Annotated in this window: 15 protein-coding genes; 10 read left to right on the top strand and 5 right to left on the bottom strand. The window is 61.0% G+C overall.

The genetic code is table 11. From position 1 onward, the window contains the following. The first annotated feature begins 256 nt into the window (after positions 1–256). Genes BMX62_RS00730 through BMX62_RS00710 form a run of 5 tightly spaced genes read left to right on the top strand, consistent with a single transcriptional unit; the run spans position 257 to position 5,425 of the window. Positions 257–919 (top strand): LPP20 family lipoprotein, encoded by a 663-nt coding sequence (locus BMX62_RS00730; protein ID WP_090202504.1) that lies wholly within the window; start codon positions 257–259, stop codon positions 917–919. 16 nt (positions 920–935) lie between these two features. Further along, positions 936–1,826 (top strand): flagellar assembly protein T N-terminal domain-containing protein, encoded by an 891-nt coding sequence (locus BMX62_RS00725; protein ID WP_090202501.1) that lies wholly within the window; start codon positions 936–938, stop codon positions 1,824–1,826. A gap of 37 nt (positions 1,827–1,863) precedes the next feature. Beyond that, positions 1,864–2,664, top strand: a complete 801-nt coding sequence (locus tag BMX62_RS00720; RefSeq protein WP_238375782.1) for an alpha/beta fold hydrolase — start codon at positions 1,864–1,866, stop codon at positions 2,662–2,664. Next, on the top strand, positions 2,661–3,872 hold the full coding sequence (locus BMX62_RS00715; RefSeq protein ID WP_090202498.1) for a YcjF family protein: 1,212 nt from the start codon (positions 2,661–2,663) through the stop codon (positions 3,870–3,872). The genes BMX62_RS00720 and BMX62_RS00715 overlap by 4 nt, the downstream gene beginning before the upstream one ends. Next, positions 3,869–5,425: a GTPase family protein gene (locus tag BMX62_RS00710; protein WP_090202495.1), complete on the top strand. Its 1,557-nt coding sequence runs from the start codon at positions 3,869–3,871 to the stop codon at positions 5,423–5,425. The genes BMX62_RS00715 and BMX62_RS00710 overlap by 4 nt, the downstream gene beginning before the upstream one ends. Here the strand turns inward: BMX62_RS00710 and mrcB are convergent. Further along, positions 5,422–7,743, bottom strand: a complete 2,322-nt coding sequence (mrcB, locus tag BMX62_RS00705) for a penicillin-binding protein 1B (protein WP_090202492.1) — start codon at positions 7,741–7,743, stop codon at positions 5,422–5,424. The two genes, BMX62_RS00710 and mrcB, sit on opposite strands and share 4 nt — an antisense overlap. A 65-nt stretch (positions 7,744–7,808) precedes the next feature. Between mrcB and BMX62_RS00700 the strand changes: the two genes are divergently transcribed. After that, complete coding sequence (locus tag BMX62_RS00700; protein WP_090202489.1) at positions 7,809–9,398, top strand: bifunctional aminoglycoside phosphotransferase/ATP-binding protein; 1,590 nt, start codon at positions 7,809–7,811, stop codon at positions 9,396–9,398. Positions 9,399–9,400: 2 nt separating this feature from the next. Then, a complete protein-coding gene (locus BMX62_RS00695; RefSeq protein ID WP_090202594.1) occupies positions 9,401–9,919 on the top strand; it encodes a C40 family peptidase in 519 nt (172 codons plus the stop codon). Positions 9,920–9,946: 27 nt separating this feature from the next. Here BMX62_RS00695 and BMX62_RS00690 read toward each other — a convergent pair whose 3' ends face one another. The 3 genes from BMX62_RS00690 to BMX62_RS00680 form a co-directional block, all read right to left on the bottom strand. Then, on the bottom strand, positions 9,947–10,258 hold the full coding sequence (locus BMX62_RS00690; RefSeq protein ID WP_143339630.1) for a hypothetical protein: 312 nt from the start codon (positions 10,256–10,258) through the stop codon (positions 9,947–9,949). Positions 10,259–10,337: 79 nt separating this feature from the next. Continuing rightward, positions 10,338–10,778: a nuclear transport factor 2 family protein gene (locus tag BMX62_RS00685; protein ID WP_090202484.1), complete on the bottom strand. Its 441-nt coding sequence runs from the start codon at positions 10,776–10,778 to the stop codon at positions 10,338–10,340. After that, positions 10,771–11,556, bottom strand: a complete 786-nt coding sequence (locus BMX62_RS00680) for an SDR family NAD(P)-dependent oxidoreductase (RefSeq protein WP_238375781.1) — start codon at positions 11,554–11,556, stop codon at positions 10,771–10,773. Before BMX62_RS00680 ends, BMX62_RS00685 begins: the two co-directional genes overlap by 8 nt. Positions 11,557–11,631: 75 nt before the next feature. Between BMX62_RS00680 and BMX62_RS00675 the strand changes: the two genes are divergently transcribed. Next, complete coding sequence (locus BMX62_RS00675; protein WP_090202481.1) at positions 11,632–13,092, top strand: cryptochrome/photolyase family protein; 1,461 nt, start codon at positions 11,632–11,634, stop codon at positions 13,090–13,092. Here BMX62_RS00675 and folE read toward each other — a convergent pair. Further along, on the bottom strand, positions 13,067–13,684 hold the full coding sequence (gene folE / locus BMX62_RS00670) for a GTP cyclohydrolase I FolE (RefSeq protein WP_090202478.1): 618 nt from the start codon (positions 13,682–13,684) through the stop codon (positions 13,067–13,069). The genes BMX62_RS00675 and folE overlap by 26 nt on opposite strands. 215 nt (positions 13,685–13,899) lie before the next feature. Between folE and BMX62_RS00665 the strand changes: the two genes are divergently transcribed. Together BMX62_RS00665 and BMX62_RS00660 are read left to right on the top strand one after the other, a co-directional pair. Next, on the top strand, positions 13,900–15,186 hold the full coding sequence (locus BMX62_RS00665; RefSeq protein WP_090202475.1) for an NAD(P)/FAD-dependent oxidoreductase: 1,287 nt from the start codon (positions 13,900–13,902) through the stop codon (positions 15,184–15,186). Continuing rightward, positions 15,186–15,935: a DUF1365 domain-containing protein gene (locus BMX62_RS00660; RefSeq protein WP_090202473.1), complete on the top strand. Its 750-nt coding sequence runs from the start codon at positions 15,186–15,188 to the stop codon at positions 15,933–15,935. Before BMX62_RS00665 ends, BMX62_RS00660 begins: the two co-directional genes overlap by 1 nt. The last annotated feature ends 3 nt before the right edge of the window (positions 15,936–15,938 follow it).

Raw genomic sequence — 15,938 nt, 5'->3', positions numbered from 1 at the left:
TGGCAATCAGGCCACTGCCATTGAAGTTTGGATATCTTTGGGGCATCTGCCGAATCGTTGAGGTTGTCGGCCAAAATCGGCATTTCCTTGATCGTATTAAAGAGTTTCCCCCTATCGGTCGATAAGAGGGAGGAAGGGGAGCATCCACCGGATATCCTCCACGGTGTCGGGTATGACCACTGGCAGCACGGCGTCGCCATGATCAACGGCATCCCTGGACATTTTTAGATCAGCTCTACATCAAGGAGAAGTCACCATGAAGAAGATGATTGTACTATTGCCAGTGGTCATGGGCGTGATGTTCCTTAACGTGGCCTGCGCCCAGCATTATCCGGCACCCGCCATGGCCTACCAAAGCCACCACTTTGAAGATCGGGTGATTCGGGTCAGTGGTTACGGTGCAGTCCGCCCCAGTGTTCACCAGACTCAGGCCCAGCTCAAGCTCAACGCCATGCGGGCCAGCCGCCTGGATGCCTACCGTAATCTGGCAGAAAGCGTGTACGGTATCGATCTGCAAGGCAGCACCACGATCCGGGACATGGCGGCCCGCCATGATCAGATCCGTTCTTATGTCAACGCCAAGGTCACCGGCGCCCGGGTGGTGGATGTGATTCTGGCCGATGATGATATTTACGAAACGGTTTTGGAACTGACCATCAGTCGCCAGTTCTACAGTTGCGTCGTCCAGCCCCATACCTGTATGGTTCCGGTGGGCGCCCCCGTCAGAAGCCCCGCCTATGTGGCTCCCTCGGTGCCCGTTTATCAGCCTGCCGTGGTGCCCACCCAATGTGGTGCATGGGGGTGTGTGCCCGTGCGGCATCGTGCTCCCCGTTATCATTGGCAGCCCGCGTGTGCCGCCCCCCATTGCCCGCCCGGCACCCGTCATTACAATGCGCCTTACTACTATTACCATCGCTGATTGAGAGGTCTCTGCCGTGAAGGTGCTGTTATTGCTGGCTTTGCTCTGGCTGCCCGGCGCGGCAATGGCTGATGTGATCTTTGCCGAGGGCGTTGCGTCCTCGGCAGGGCGTTCGGTGACCGAGGCCAGAAGGGATGCGCTGGAAGATGCCCTCTGGAATGCTTCGGCCCAGTTGGGGGTTACGGTTCGGGGCCAGTCCAGAATCGGCGAGGCTGTGCTGGTGGAGGATGACACCCAGCTGGAAACCACGGCACGTATTTCCCGGTATGAGATTGTTGGAGAATGGCAAGAGGGAGACGTGTATCACGTCCGTATCCGGGTCGATGCCGCCCATGCCCTGTGCCCGGATGAGATTCGCATGGGGGCGGTCCACTTCCCGTTACTGCGTTCGCACCAGCAGGTCACCAGTAGCCTGAGTGGCATTGAACTGGGTGTACCCAATGAAATCCTCCATCGCTTTTCACTACGGACGGACACCTCGCCACGGCGGGCAGAACATCGCCTGCTGCTGGAGGAACCCCTTACCACCTTGCCCAATCCCCATGCACCCGCCATCCGCGAACGGGTGAGGCGGCTGGCTCAGGAGTGGGATGTGACTCACCTGCTGGCTGGGGTCATCATTGACATCAGTTATGAAAATATCGGCCTGATCCGCAATACCTACCTGCGGCGGGCGGAGGTGGAAATTTACGTTTTTGATGGTGAAACCGGTGACCTGTTGATACAGCGGCGGGCATCCAGGGAAGCCAAGGGGGATGTGCTTTACCCGATTCCGGTCACGTTTGGCAGCCAGCGGTTTTACGAGTCCGAATATGGGGCGGCCTTTCGCTGGGTTCTGGATTATCTCAGCCAGGAGATCACCGGCCTGGTGTCCTGCCCTCCCGTTGCGTGGCCATACATTGATTAGCGCCCGCCCGGTCTGGCACTGATATCCGGGTACTTGCATGTCCATGTCATTGCAACTGCATCATAAGTGCCTGGGGGAAGGTCCTCCCCTGGTGTTGCTCCACGGCCTGTATGGTTCCGGCACCAACTGGCAGGGTCAGGCCCGATCCCTGGCCCCCCATTACCGGGTATTGTTGCCGGATCTGCGCAATCATGGTCAATCGCCCCATGCCAGCCCCATGGACTATCCCTCCATGGCCGCCGACATACTGGCCTTGTTGGACCAGGAAAATCTGCAACAGCCCCTGCTGGTGGGTCACAGCATGGGTGGCAAGGTGGCCATGACCCTGGCCCAGCAGCACCCGGAGCGGGTCCGGGCACTGGTGGTGGCAGATATCGCCCCTGTCAGTTATAGCCTCGATGACCGGACCCATGCCCATCTTCTCAACAGTCTGCAACAGTTGCCCGTGGCCCGGTTATCCCGCCGTAAAGACGCCGACACCGCCCTGGCCCAGGCCATTCCCGAGGCTTCGGTGCGCCGGTTTTTGCTGATGAATCTGGAGCGGGGAGCAACAGGATTGCGTTGGCGGATACCTCTGGATATTCTGCGGCAGGCCCTGCCTGCCCTGGCAGATTACCCGGAAACCGCGTCCTCTTACACAGGCCCGACCTTGTTCATTCGTGGCGAACATTCCCGTTACATCCAGGAGGCCCATCGCCCCCGGATCAACAGCCATTTTCCCCGCGCCCGACTGATGACCCTGAAAGATACGGACCACTGGCTCCATATTCAGGCGCCTGGACCCTTTGGCCAGATTTTGAAGGGATTTTTGCACCGTTGCCTCAGTGAGGCACCATGATCCTCTGGCGTCGATTGACGGATGCAGTCCTCAGACCCGATCCGGCACCGGACCTGGAACAGGATATTGCCGCAGGTGCACGGGCCCAGGCGCCGGTGCTATGGCTTTTGGGCAAGGTGCAGTCGGGCAAAACCTCCATTGTGCGGGCCATTACCGGCGATCCGGCAGCCCTCGTTGGCAATGCCTTTGAGCCTTGTACCCCCAGCGCCCGCCGCTACGATTTTCCCCCGGATGTGCCGGTGGTACGATTTCTCGATACCCGAGGTCTGGAGGAGGTCAATTATGATCCGGCAACGGATCTGGCAGAAGTGGAGGGTCATGCCCACGGGGTGATTGCGGTGGCCCGTGCCATGGACCCGCAGCAGGATGCCCTGTTGAACGCCCTGACCCAGATCCGCCGACGGCATCCCGACTGGGCCGTGATTCTGGTACAAACCCGACTCCATGACGCCTACCCGGATGACCGGGATCATCCCCCTTGGGGGCGCTGGCGCCATGATCCGGCACTCATGGACCTGAATCGCGCCCTCAAGACCCAGGCTGAGTGCTTTGCCCGGTTACCTGGGGATGGTCTGTTTCAGGCGATACCGGTGGACTTCACCCTGCCGGAGGAGGGATTTTCCAACCAGGACTATGGGCTACCAGAACTGCTGGAGGCGCTGGATGCCGCCTGTATCCAGGGTCGCACCGGACTGCTTGCCGATCTGGCCCGGCAGGGCCGGGACAGTCGTCAGGCCCGAATCCATCCCCATATTATGGGGTATGCCACCGCCGCCGGGGTCTGTGATCTGGTGCCCATCATGGGGGTGGTCACCGTTCCGGCCCTGCAGGGCAAGATGCTCCACAGCATTGCCCGTGTCTATGCCCTGCCCTGGGACCGCCGGACCCTCAAGACCTTTCTTGCTTCCCTGGGAACCGGGACAACCCTGGGGATCGGTGCCGGATTTGCCGCCCGTCAATTGGGTAAGCTGATTCCGGTTTATGGACAGGTGGCCGGAGCAGCGGCAGCCGGCGTGGCCAGCGGCGCAGTCACCTATGCCCTGGGTCGGGCGGCCTGTCATTATCTGGAACAGCGGCGACAAGGCATCGATACCCCCGAGGGGGTGGCGGAGACTTTCCGTGGCGCACTCAAACAGGCCTATGTCCTGTTCAGAGCGTCTGGACAAGCAGAGGCCGCCGGTCAATCTCAGGCGGAATCCAGACCGTGAAACCCAAAGACCCCCTCTGGGAACGCTGGGGTGCGCTGGTCTCTGCCCTCGGGTTGGCCCTGGTGCCCGTGCTGGCTTTGATTCCCTTTGGTGCCCTGTGGCTCTGGCAGCAAGGCTGGCTACTGTACTGGCTGGGGATTGCTGCCGTACTGGGGGGGCTGGTCTACGGTGTCGGCTGGTGGCTGCAATGGCGTATCCGGCAGGGCCGAGAAGCGGGCACCACCGATGAGGCTCCGGTATCGGCCCCCGATGAGGACTGGTCGGGCCGGGATCTGGCCGCCTGGGCAACGGTCCAGCGTCTGGCTGCCGAAGCGGCACCGGCCATCCTCTCCGATCAGCAACAGATGCTGGCCACGGCCCGAAACACCATCGAACAGGTGGCCCGGCATTACCATCCCGAGGAAAAACATGCCGTCTGGGGGTTCACCATGCCCGAGGCCCTGCTACTGACAGAGCGAGTCAGTGCCCGGCTGCGACGGGTGATGCTGGACCATGTGCCTGGCGCCCACATGATCCGGGCCAGTCAGGTGATGCGCCTGTGGGAACTACAGCCTGCGGTGCGCACCAGCGCCCGCTGGTTTGGTCATCTCAGCCGGGTTTACCGTACAGTGCGCTGGGTCAACCCGGCCACTGCAGCCCTGGCCGCCGCCCGGGAAAAAATGATCGCCGCCATGTTGGGCGAGGCCGGTGACTATCTGCAACGACGCGGGGCGCGCATCTGGGTAGAGGAAGTGGGACGGGCGGCCATTGAACTGTATTCGGGGCGCCTGCGGGTGGACGAACGCACCGAGGATATTCAGGCAGCGGATCTGGCCCGTGGACCAGGCGTGCCGCCGGCCCCATCCCTTGGGCCGGTGCGCATCATGGTGGCCGGCCAGACCAATGGGGGTAAGTCCAGTCTGGTCAATGCCCTGCTGGGCAGCCGGGCTTCCGGGGTGGATGCCCTGCCCCTGACCCGCACTCCGGGTAGCTACGTGCTGCAACGGGATGGTGCAGAAGAGCTGGTGCTCATCGATACCCCTGGACTGGAAAACCGTTCGCAGATCCATGCCCTGGCCAATACCCTGACAGAGAGCGATGGCATACTCTGGGTGATTCCGGCACACCGGGCAGACCGGGCCCTGGACCTGGAAGCACTCACTGCCCTGCGTCAGACCCTGGAGGGGATGCCGGGCCGTATCCTGCCCCCGGTGCTGGTGGTGCTTAGCCATGTGGACCGGCTTTCACCGGCTCGGGAATGGGCGCCGCCCTATGATCTGGAACAGCCGGATCGCCCCAAGGCCGTGGCCATCAAGCGGGCGATGATGGCGGTGTCCCAGGATCTGGGGATTCCTCTGGCGCTGATCGTACCGGCACGACTGGATCGCCTGGATCAGGTGTGGCAGGTGGAACGCATCTGGACGGTGTTGCTCAGCCAACTGGATCGCTCCCACCGGGCCAGAGCCCTGCGCATCGCCCAGGCCGCTCAGGGCAGTGACTGGCGGCGGGTCTGGCGACAGGCCCGGCGGGCAGGCATGGGGGTGACACAACAGCTGTTCCGGCGCCCGCCTTAATCCAGTGTCATGCCGCAGGGTGAAAATTCCTGGGGTACCGATCCCCGGATAAAGGGCATCCAGCGGGCGGTGTCACAGTGCTCCAGGGCTGGTAATCCCAGGGCCGGGTCCACCAGATGCCATTCAATGTTCTCTGGCGGCACCTGGGACAGCCCCCGACGGGCCACCCGTGACATCACCTCGGCCCAAACCGGCAGCGCCCCACTGGCACCGGACAATCCGGTGGGCTGATTGTCATCCCGTCCCACCCATACCACCGTCAGCACATCGCCACTGTAGCCGGCAAACCAGGCGTCCCGCAGTTCATCCGTAGTCCCCGTTTTGCCTGCCACCGGCAAGGTTTCCGGTAACCGCCCCTGCAGGGCACGGCCCGTACCGCTGCGCGTGACTTCATGCAGGGTGGCCGTCACCAGATAAACCCCATCTGGGTCCGCAACCCTGCGCAGGGACAGGGGATAGCGCTGGAGTAACTGGCCCTCCCGGTCCATCACTTCCCGAATGGCCCGCAGGGGCACCTGATAACCACCGGAGGCCAGCCCCTGATACAGGCGGGTGACTTCCAGGGGAGTCATCTCCACCGCCCCTAGCACCAGTGAAGGAAATGGAGGCACCCGCCGCTCCAGCCCCAGGGCCTGGAGTTGATCCACCACCACGGGAAGCCCCAGGTCCAGCCCCAGCCGGACGGTAGATACATTGTAGGAATGCACCAGGGATTCCTGAACAGTGACCCAGCCGTGATGCTGTCGGTTGGCATTGCGTGGAGACCAGGTATCTCCGTGGGCCAGCGTGACGGTCAATGGGTCATCATCAAGCAGGGTAGCCAGGGTAAAATCCTGCGGCTGGGACAGGGCGGCCAGATAGACCATGGGCTTGATGACCGACCCCACCGGACGCCGGGCCTGCAAGGCCCGGTTGAAGGCCGCCTGACGCATTTGCCGATCTCCCACCAGGGCCAGCACTTCCCCATTGTCTGCACTGGTCACCACCACTGCACCCTGCAGGCTGTTCCCTGTCAATCGCCGTTCCCGTTCCAGCCGGTCCAGTTCCTGGGTCAAGGCCCGCTCTGCCGCCAACTGGGCCATGGGGTCCAAAGTGGTAAAGATCAGTAGTCCCTCCTCCCGCAGGTCTTCGTCCCGATAATCCCGCCGCAACTGCTCCCGTACCAGTTGGACATAAGCCGGGAAGGGGCTGACACCGGAGGGCGCCTGGGCACTGACATTGAGGGGTTGAGCCTGGGCCTGGGCCAGGTCCTCTGCACTCAGATGGCCGGCCTGGGCCATCAGGCTCAGGACCAGGTTACGGCGCTGTATGGCCCGCTCTGCCCGGCGTCGTGGTTCGTAGAAGTTGGGGCCACGGATGATCCCCACCAGCAGGGCCATCTCCGACAGATCCAGTTCATTGAGACGCCGCTGGAAGTAAAACTGACTGGCCAGTCCAAAACCATGGATAGCCCGGGCGCCATCCTGTCCCAGATAGACTTCATTGAGATAGGCTTCCAGAATCTCATCCTTGTCGTAGCGCCGCTCCAGCAACAGGGCCATGATTGCCTCGTCAAACTTGCGGGCCAATGTGCGATCCTGGGTAAGAAAATAATTCTTCACCAACTGCTGGGTCAGGGTGCTGCCCCCCTGAACAGTGCGCCCCGCCCGCAGGTTGGCCAGGGCAGCCCGGGTGATGCCCATGGGGTCGATGCCGAAATGTTGATAGAACTTGCGGTCTTCCACCACCAGCAGGGCCTGGATCAACGCCGGTGGCACATCTTCCAGGCGCACCAAAACCCGGTCCTCACCGTGGGAAGGATAGATGTTGGCAATCAGCGCCGGCTCCAGACGCAACAGGGACACGGACTCACCGGTATCCAGCGTCTCCAGGGCCGAAATCTGGCCGCCGGAAAAGCTCACCCGAACCTGGCGGGGTGGTTCATGGCCGTCGGCAAAGGGAAAGCCCCGGGTGCGGAGGATCAGATGATGACCCTGGCGCTGGTATTCCCCCTCCCGATCTCCTTCCCGATAGTGCAGCAGGGTCAATTCCTGCACCAGGGTATCTGCATCCAGAGGCAGCCCCACATACAACTCCAGAGGCCGGGCAAACACCCGGGCCGGCAGCGCCCAGCGCTTACCCTCGAACTGGGCCTGAATCTGCCGATCCAGTTGTATCGCATGGGCGCCCAGCATCAGGGTACCGATCAGGGACAGCAGCACCATCAGCACCAGCAGCCAGAGCCACCGACGCCGGGGGGGGCGGGGATCACGGGGGCTGGAGGGGCCGGCGGGGGGCCGACGAGGGGCGGATGAAGACTTGGGGGGTTTGGGAGTCATGGCCTACACTATAACCTCCAATTGCAGCCCCACGCATTCCTTTCGCCCAACGCAGGACAGGCAGCATGCACCGCGATCAGACCCTGCAGCAGACCCTCATTCAGCGCCTGACACATCCGGCGGCCTATCCCCATCCGGTGACCCAGGTGCAACGCATCGAGACCCATATTTCCACGGTGTTGCTGGCGGGGGAATTTGCCTACAAGATCAAAAAACCGGTGAACCTGGGATTTCTGGATTTTTCCACTCTGGCACAAAGACAGCATTTTTGTGCCGAAGAACTGCGCCTGAACCGGCGTCTGGCCCCTGACATTTATGATGCCGTGGTCAGCTTTTCCGGCAGTCCGGCGCATCCCGTCTTCAACGGCCCCGGCCCTGCCTTTGAATATGCAGTCCGTATGCGCCGTTTCGATCCTGATCATACCCTGGATCATCTCCATGACCGGGGGCATCTTTCCCTGGAACTGATGGATACCATCGCCACCCGGCTGGCCCGTTTTCATGCCCAAATTCCCGCCACCACCGATCATGGTCATCCGGCACAGGTGGTCAAACCCATGTTGGAGAATTTTGCCCATATCCGCCGACTGGCCCCATCGGGTGTGGATTTTGCCATGCTGGACGCTTTGGAGGCATGGACTTGCAACCAGCATCAACAGCTTGTCCCCTTGCTGGCCCAGCGACATCAGGGGGGGTACATCCGGGAATGTCATGGCGACCTGCATCTGGGCAACATCGCCCTGATTGCCGGAGAACCCACCCTGTTCGATGGGATCGAATTCAATCCGGCCTTGCGCTGGATCGATATGATCAGTGAAGTGGCTTTTCTCACCATGGACCTGATGGCGCGGGGGGCACAGGCCCATGCCCACCGGTTCCTCAATGCCTGGCTGGAAGCCTCCGGAGATTACGAGGGGGTTCCCCTGCTGCGTTTTTACCAGGTATATCGGGCCATGGTACGCGCCAAGGTGGCGGCCATTCGCCGGGAACAGCCAGGACTGCCCCCGGCGGAGGCGGACAGGGCTTTGGTCACCTGTCAGGCCTATATGCAGTTGGCAACCCGATTCACCAGATCAGAGGTGGCGGCCCTGTTCATCAATCATGGTTTTTCCGGTAGCGGCAAAACCACCCTGAGTCGTCCCTTGATAGAAGCCACGGGCGCCATTCGCATCCGCTCCGATGTGGAACGCAAACGGCTGGCGGGTCTGGCTGCCACGGATCGGGGCGGGGATGAACTGTATGGGCAGACCCTGACCCGGCGGACCTATGACCGACTGGCGGAACTGGCCCGATGGCTGATCCAGGCTGGATATCCGGTGATTGTCGATGCCACCTTCCTGCGGCGGGATGCCCGGCATCAGTTTGCCATCCTGGCCAGGACCCTGGGGGTGGGATTTTGGATACTGGATTACCAGGCCGACCCGGCCCGCTTGCAGCAACGAATCCAGCAGCGCAGGGCGATGGGGGAAGATGCATCCGATGCGGACCTGGCGGTACTCCAGAAACAACAGCAACAACATGATCCCCTGGAGCCGGATGAACCGGCGATCCTGATCCGTTCAGAGCAGCCACTTCCCATCAATACCATGCGACAACTGCTGGATATGCCGCCGTTGCAAGACACAGCACACAATCCAGAGAGGAGTGGGGCTTGATCATGGGGAAAATTTATCTGCCAATGCTGATGGCCATATTGTTGGCCGCCTGCAGCACTGCGCCGCCCAAACCGACCACTGAGATCACGGATACCACAGACGCCACGGATACCACGGGCACCATCGACACCACAGCCCTGGACCCCCTGCGGTCCCAGGTGGTGTTTCATGCCCTGTCCATGGTGGGCAGACCCTACCGTTACGGGGGCACTTCACCCGAGGAGGGATTTGATTGCAGTGGACTGGTCTGGTTTACACACCATCATGCCGGTATTCCGGTACCCCGGACCACCGCAACCCAAAGCCGGGGCGCACGCCCGGTGACTCAAGGGGCGCTCACCCCAGGGGATCTGCTGTTCTTTCGCACCACCCGCCCAGGCCCCAGTCATGTGAGCATTTATATTGGCCATGGCCGTTTTGTCCATGCCCCTTCCAGTGGCCGACCCGTGACCACTGAAAGACTGGACCATCCCTACTGGGGGCCACGGTTGCTCCATGCCGGGCATTTTTATGCCCCTTGACGGGGTTGTGACTCAGGGCATGGATGCTTATCTGGCCATCCGCTCCCGCAACGCCATGGCACTCTGGGCGGCATCGCGGTCAGCACTGACCGGCAACGGCAGTTCTTCCATTTCTTCGGTCATCATCTGATCACCTTCCATCCAGGGTGGCGGATTGCCCGGCCACAGTTCCAGGGTATGGGCCAGGGTGGGGCGCTCCATGCCGGCGAACAGATCCACAGTGGCATCCTGGGACAAGGGCGTCTGCAGCGTCAGTGTCAATCCAGTCAGCAGTACCAGACTGCTGAGCCAGAATGGACGCTCACCAACAGCAGCATGAAAGCGGATGGAATCGGACATGGTACCGGCCTCGGGTTGGGACATGGCAATGTGCAGGATATGATGTCCTGGGACCGGGGTTCAAGCAGGATGTTCCTGATTAAATGGCGATCCGGCGACGGATAAAACGCAGCAGACTGCCCACCAGGGGCAATTGTTCATAGAGATGTTCTGCCGGATCCCAGTAGTCGATGTGACTGAATACCTTGCCTTCTTCATTGAACAGCACCCGGCTGACACCATCCACGTCCAGTCGCCAGCGACCGGCGGCATCGTCTTCCCGATCCAGAAAGCGCCAGTGCAAAAAGACCGTATTGCCCTGAATGGCCCAGCCATGCACATGAAAACGCGGCGCTGGACATTGCTGGAACATATGATGAAACACGGCAGCAATCTGCTCTACCCCCATGACATCATTAAACGGATCCTTGAACCGGGCATCGGGGGTGAACAGCGTATCCAGGCGTTCCAGATCCGGTTCCTGGAGCCGGGTGAAAAACTCCACATAGCGCCGCACCCAGAGTTCAACGGTTTCAGGCATCACGATTCACCATACGTCGGGTCAACGCCAGAAACAGGCGATGGGGCATCAGTCTGAGGGTTTTCATGATCCAGGCAAAGGGGCGAGGAAAAGTGATTTCAAATCCCCGTCTTTCCAGCCCCTTCATGATGGCATCCACCGCCGCCTCCGGAGTCATCAGGAATGGCATGGAGAAGCGATTTTTATCGGTCATGGGGGTCTTGACGAAACCGGGGTTGATGACCCGCAGGCTCACCCCCTTGAGGGCCAGTTCCGGCTGCAGGGATTCGGCCAGATTGATCACCGCCGCCTTGGAGGCACCATAGGGCGCTGCCCGGGGCAGCCCTCGGTATCCGGCCAGACTGGCGGTCACCAGGATCTGTCCTTCCGCCCGGGAGATCATGGCGGGCATTACCGCCGCCAGCCCGTTGACCACTCCCTGATAGTTGACTGCCATAAGACGTTGGAACAGGGCCGGATCAAAGTCCTCCAGTCCCATGGGTTCGTAGTCACCGGCATTGAAGATCGCCGTATCAATGGGACCCATCCGGGATTCGATCCGGGCAGCCACGTCGGCCATACCCGGCCCATCGGTCACATCGCCGGGAAACACCTGGATGGCTCCGGGCACTGGCGACTGCTCCGCCAGCGCCTGCAGGCGATCATTGCTGCGGGCTGTCACCGCCACCTGCCGGCCACTGCCGGCCAGACGCAGGGCCAGTGTCTGACCAATACCGGTGCTGGCTCCCACCAGCCAGACGACCGACATGGATTCGGGGGATTGTCTCTGTTGGGTCATGGCGCCTCCGCACCTGTCGCTGCCAGCCAGGGTTATGGTGCCCATTATACTGGGGCGCTATTGTATAATCGAACCATGCAACCTGTTCTGCTATGGCTACGCCGGGATCTGCGTCTGGCAGATAATCCGGCCCTTACCCGTGCCCTGGATACGGGGCAACCGGTGATCCCGGTGTATCTTCATGCCCCGGAGGAAGAAGCCCCCTGGTTTCCTGGTGCGGCTTCCCGATGGTGGCTGCACCATAGCCTGAATGCCTTGTCCTGTGCCCTGACGGCGGCAGGGTCACGCCTGATCCTGCGTCAGGGCGGCAGCCTGGAGTGCCTGTTGCAACTGCTTGACGAGACCGGGGCAGGGCAGGTGATCTGGAACCGGACCTATGAACCTGCCCTGATCCAGCGGGATCGCCGCATCAAGGCGGCCCTCAAGGATCGGGGGGTGAGGGTGGAAAGCTGCAACAGCGCTCTGTTGTTCGAACCCTGGACGGTCAGCAACAAGAGCGGCGAACCTTACCGGGTGTTCACCCCGTTCTGGAAAGCCTGCTGTGCCAAGGGTCTGCCCGATGATGTGGCCACCTTGCCGGAATCCATCACGGCCCCGGCACATTGGCCCGTCAGTGATGATTTGAAACAGTGGGCGCTGCTGCCCCGCATTTCCTGGGATCAGGGTCTGGCCCAGCGGTGGCAGCCGGGAGAGGCCGGCGCCCATCATGCCCTGGAACGCTTTTTGGCCCATGGGGTTTTGACCTATAAGACCGGGCGGGATCTACCAGGACAACCGGGCACCTCGCGCCTGTCGCCCCATCTGCATTTTGGTGAAATTGGCCCAAGGCAGCTGATCCGGGCTTGCCAACGGCTGCAACAGCAGGGTATCGGGACTGAGGGTAGCACCTCGGTGGCGGCTTTCATCCGGGAAATCGGCTGGCGGGAATTCGCTTTTCATTTGCTGTTTCATTTTCCCCAAACGCCGGAGCATCCCCTGGATCAGCGCTTTGAGCACTTTCCCTGGCGCAAGCCGGAAGACTATGCTGACGATCTGGCGGCCTGGCAGCATGGTCTGACCGGCATCCCCCTGGTGGATGCCGGGATGCGGGAACTTTGGCACACAGGATGGATGCATAACCGGGTGCGGATGATCACGGCCTCACTACTGGTCAAAAACCTCGGTATCCCCTGGCAGGAGGGCGCCCGCTGGTTCTGGGACACCCTGGTCGACGCGGATCTGGCCTCCAATACTCTGGGCTGGCAATGGACCGCGGGTTGCGGAGCCGATGCCGCCCCCTATTTCCGGGTGTTCAATCCGGTGTTGCAGGGGGAGCGCTTTGATGGCCAGGGAGCATACATCCGGCACTGGGTGCCAGAACTTGAACATCTGCCGGATCGATACCTGCATGCCCCCTGGACCGCCCCTGCCAGCCTGATACCCCCAGCGTATCCGCGCCCACGAGTGGACCTGGGGGCAAGCCGCAAGACGGCACTGGCGGCCTGGGAGCAACTCAAGGAACACAGCCGGCTCAGCCCCGGCGGATCAGTTCCATGAATTCAGAACGGGTACGGGCATCCTCACGGAAGGCGCCCAGCATCACCGAGGTCACCATGCTGGAGTTCTGCTTCTCCACCCCCCGCATCATCATGCACATGTGACGGGCCTCTGCCACCACGGCTACGCCCCTGGCCTGGGTGACATCCATGATGGCCTGGGCAATCTCCCGGGTCATGCTTTCCTGAATCTGCAACCGACGGGCGAACATGTCCACAATGCGGGCCACCTTGGACAACCCCAGCACCTTGCCATTGGGCAGATAGGCCACATGGCACTTGCCGATGATGGGCAGCAGATGATGTTCACACAGGGAATACAGTTCAATGTCCTTTACCAGTACCATCTCGTCACTGCTGGAAGCAAACAGGGCGCCGTTGACCAGTTCATCCAGGGACTGATGATATCCCTGGGTCAGGTACTGCATGGCCTTGGCAGCCCGCAGGGGGGTACCCTTGAGTCCTTCGCGCTCCGGATTTTCACCCAGGCCCGTCAGCATGGCGCGGTAATGTTCCGCCAGCGCCTCCACTGACATCAGTCGGGGTGAAGCGTTTGCAGCGCCGTCTCTGGTAATCTGTCCCAATGGTTTCATCGTTCCTCCAAAAAACCCCATCCTTCAGGTCGGAGAGGGATAACGGCTGCAATGTGCAACCCAGGACAATACAGGCCCAGCCTCAAGAGGCCGCAAGACACCGGAACGATCTGCAGATACCGGCTGTCGAAACCCTTTGCCGCGTTTGTACAGCATTTTGCAAGCCTTGCATAGACAAGGTATAAGAATAATTCCAAATCAGAGGACGCTTATCCATGGCCCGTGAATCTATCGCCATTGTGGGTGCCGGCATTGCCGGACTGGCTACCGCCTGGCTCTTGTCCCGTCGATACGACGTGACCCTGTTTGAAGGTAACGATTACATCGGTGGACATACCCACACGGTGGATGTTCAGGGCAGCCAGGGCCAAAGAGGGGTGGATACAGGGTTTATGGTGTTCAATCACCGCAATTACCCTCATCTTACCGCCCTGTTTGACCATCTGGGCATCACCAGTCAACCCACCGACATGTCCTTTTCTGCCTCGGTAGGTCATGGCCGCCTGGAATATGCCGGCTCGGACCTGGATACCCTCTTTGCCCAACGGCGTAACCTCACCAATCCCCGATTTTTACGCATGCTGGCGGATATCATCCGCTTTAATCGGGCCGGCAAGCGCCTGTTGCAGGCCGCCCCCGAACTGGACATGACCCTGGGAGGCTATCTGCTCAAGGAAGGCTACGGTCCCGGATTCCGGGATGACTATCTGCTGCCCATGGCTGCGGCCATCTGGTCCTGTCCCACCCATAAAATGCTGGACTTTCCCCTGCGTTCGTTCCTGAACTTCTTTGCCAACCACGGATTGCTGGATCTGCGGGATCGTCCCCAATGGCATACCGTCACTGGCGGCAGCCGGGAATATGTGAAAAAAATCCTCCAGGACCTGCCCGATCAGGTCCATGCATCCCGCCGGGTAAAGGCCATTCAACGCCGGCCAGACCATATCCGGGTGATCACCGACGATGGCACCGAAACCGACTTTGATCAGGGGGTACTGGCCTGCCATGCTGACGAGATCCTGGCCATGCTGGATAATCCGGACAAGGACGAGGCCCGCATCCTGGGTGCCTTCAGTTATCAACCCAACCGGGTCATCCTGCATACGGACACCCGCCTGATGCCCCGGCTGCGCAAGGTCTGGTCCTCCTGGAACTATATGGCCCGCCACCGGCTCACCGATGCCCCGGCCAATGAGGTTTCCGTCACCTACTGGATGAACCGGCTACAGGCTCTGGATGAACCCGAAAACTATCTGGTCAGCCTCAATCCCCTGGAAGAACCGTTGCCGGAGAAGGTCATTCGGGAAATGACCTATCACCACCCGGTCTTTGATCAGGAGGCCATGAAAGCCCAGCAGGTGCTGCCCACGATCCAGGGCAACGATCGGCTGTGGTTCTGTGGTGCCTGGACCGGCTACGGCTTTCATGAAGATGGCCTGCGTTCCGCCCTGGAGGTGGCAGCGCGACTGGGGGTGACCCCACCCTGGACCGGGACCGTTTGATGACCCAGCCCCATCGCCTCTACCGCACCCAGGTGATGCACCGTCGGTTGTTTCCGGTGCAATACCGTTTCATCCACAAGGTGTTTAGCCTGCTGGTGGACGTGGACCAGCTGGACCCACTGGACCGATCCCTGCGTCTGTTTTCATTGAACCGCTTCAACCTGCTCAGCCTGAATTTTCGGGATCATGGCCCCAGGGACGGTTCCCCTTGGCGTCCCTGGGTGGATCATCAGCTGGCCCAGGCCGGCATTGACCTGGAAGGGGGGCAGGTACAGCTTCTGTGTTTTCCCAGGGTGCTGGGATATACCTTTAATCCCCTGAGCCTGTGGTACTGTCGGCACCGGGATGGCAGCCTGCGGGCCGTGATCTGTGAGGTGAGCAATACCCTGGGAGACTGCCACCACTACCTTCTGCATGCCCAGGGCAACGCCATGACCTGGCCGGTGCGTGCTTCCCAGGACAAGCTGTTTTATGTCTCTCCCTTTATCGAGATGAATGCCCGCTATCAGTTCCGGCTGTCGGAGCCTGATGAGGCCCTCAATGTCCTGATTCATGAATACCAGGATGCCCGCCTGATGCTGTCCGCGGCCCAGATCGGTCAGGCCCGTCCCCTCACCGACGGTGAACTGCTCAGGGCAACGGCCGCCGTTCCCTTCATGACCCTCAAGGTCATTGCCGCCATTCACTGGCACGCCCTGAAAATCTGGTGGAAGGGTGGACAGTATTACAGCAAGTCGACGCCATCCTGATAG

The sequence above is a fragment of the Ectothiorhodospira magna genome, assembly GCF_900110965.1.
Classification (GTDB): Bacteria; Pseudomonadota; Gammaproteobacteria; order Ectothiorhodospirales; family Ectothiorhodospiraceae; genus Ectothiorhodospira; species Ectothiorhodospira magna.
Note: the sequence above shows the minus strand (reverse complement) of the source record. Positions and strands in the feature narration are given on the sequence as shown.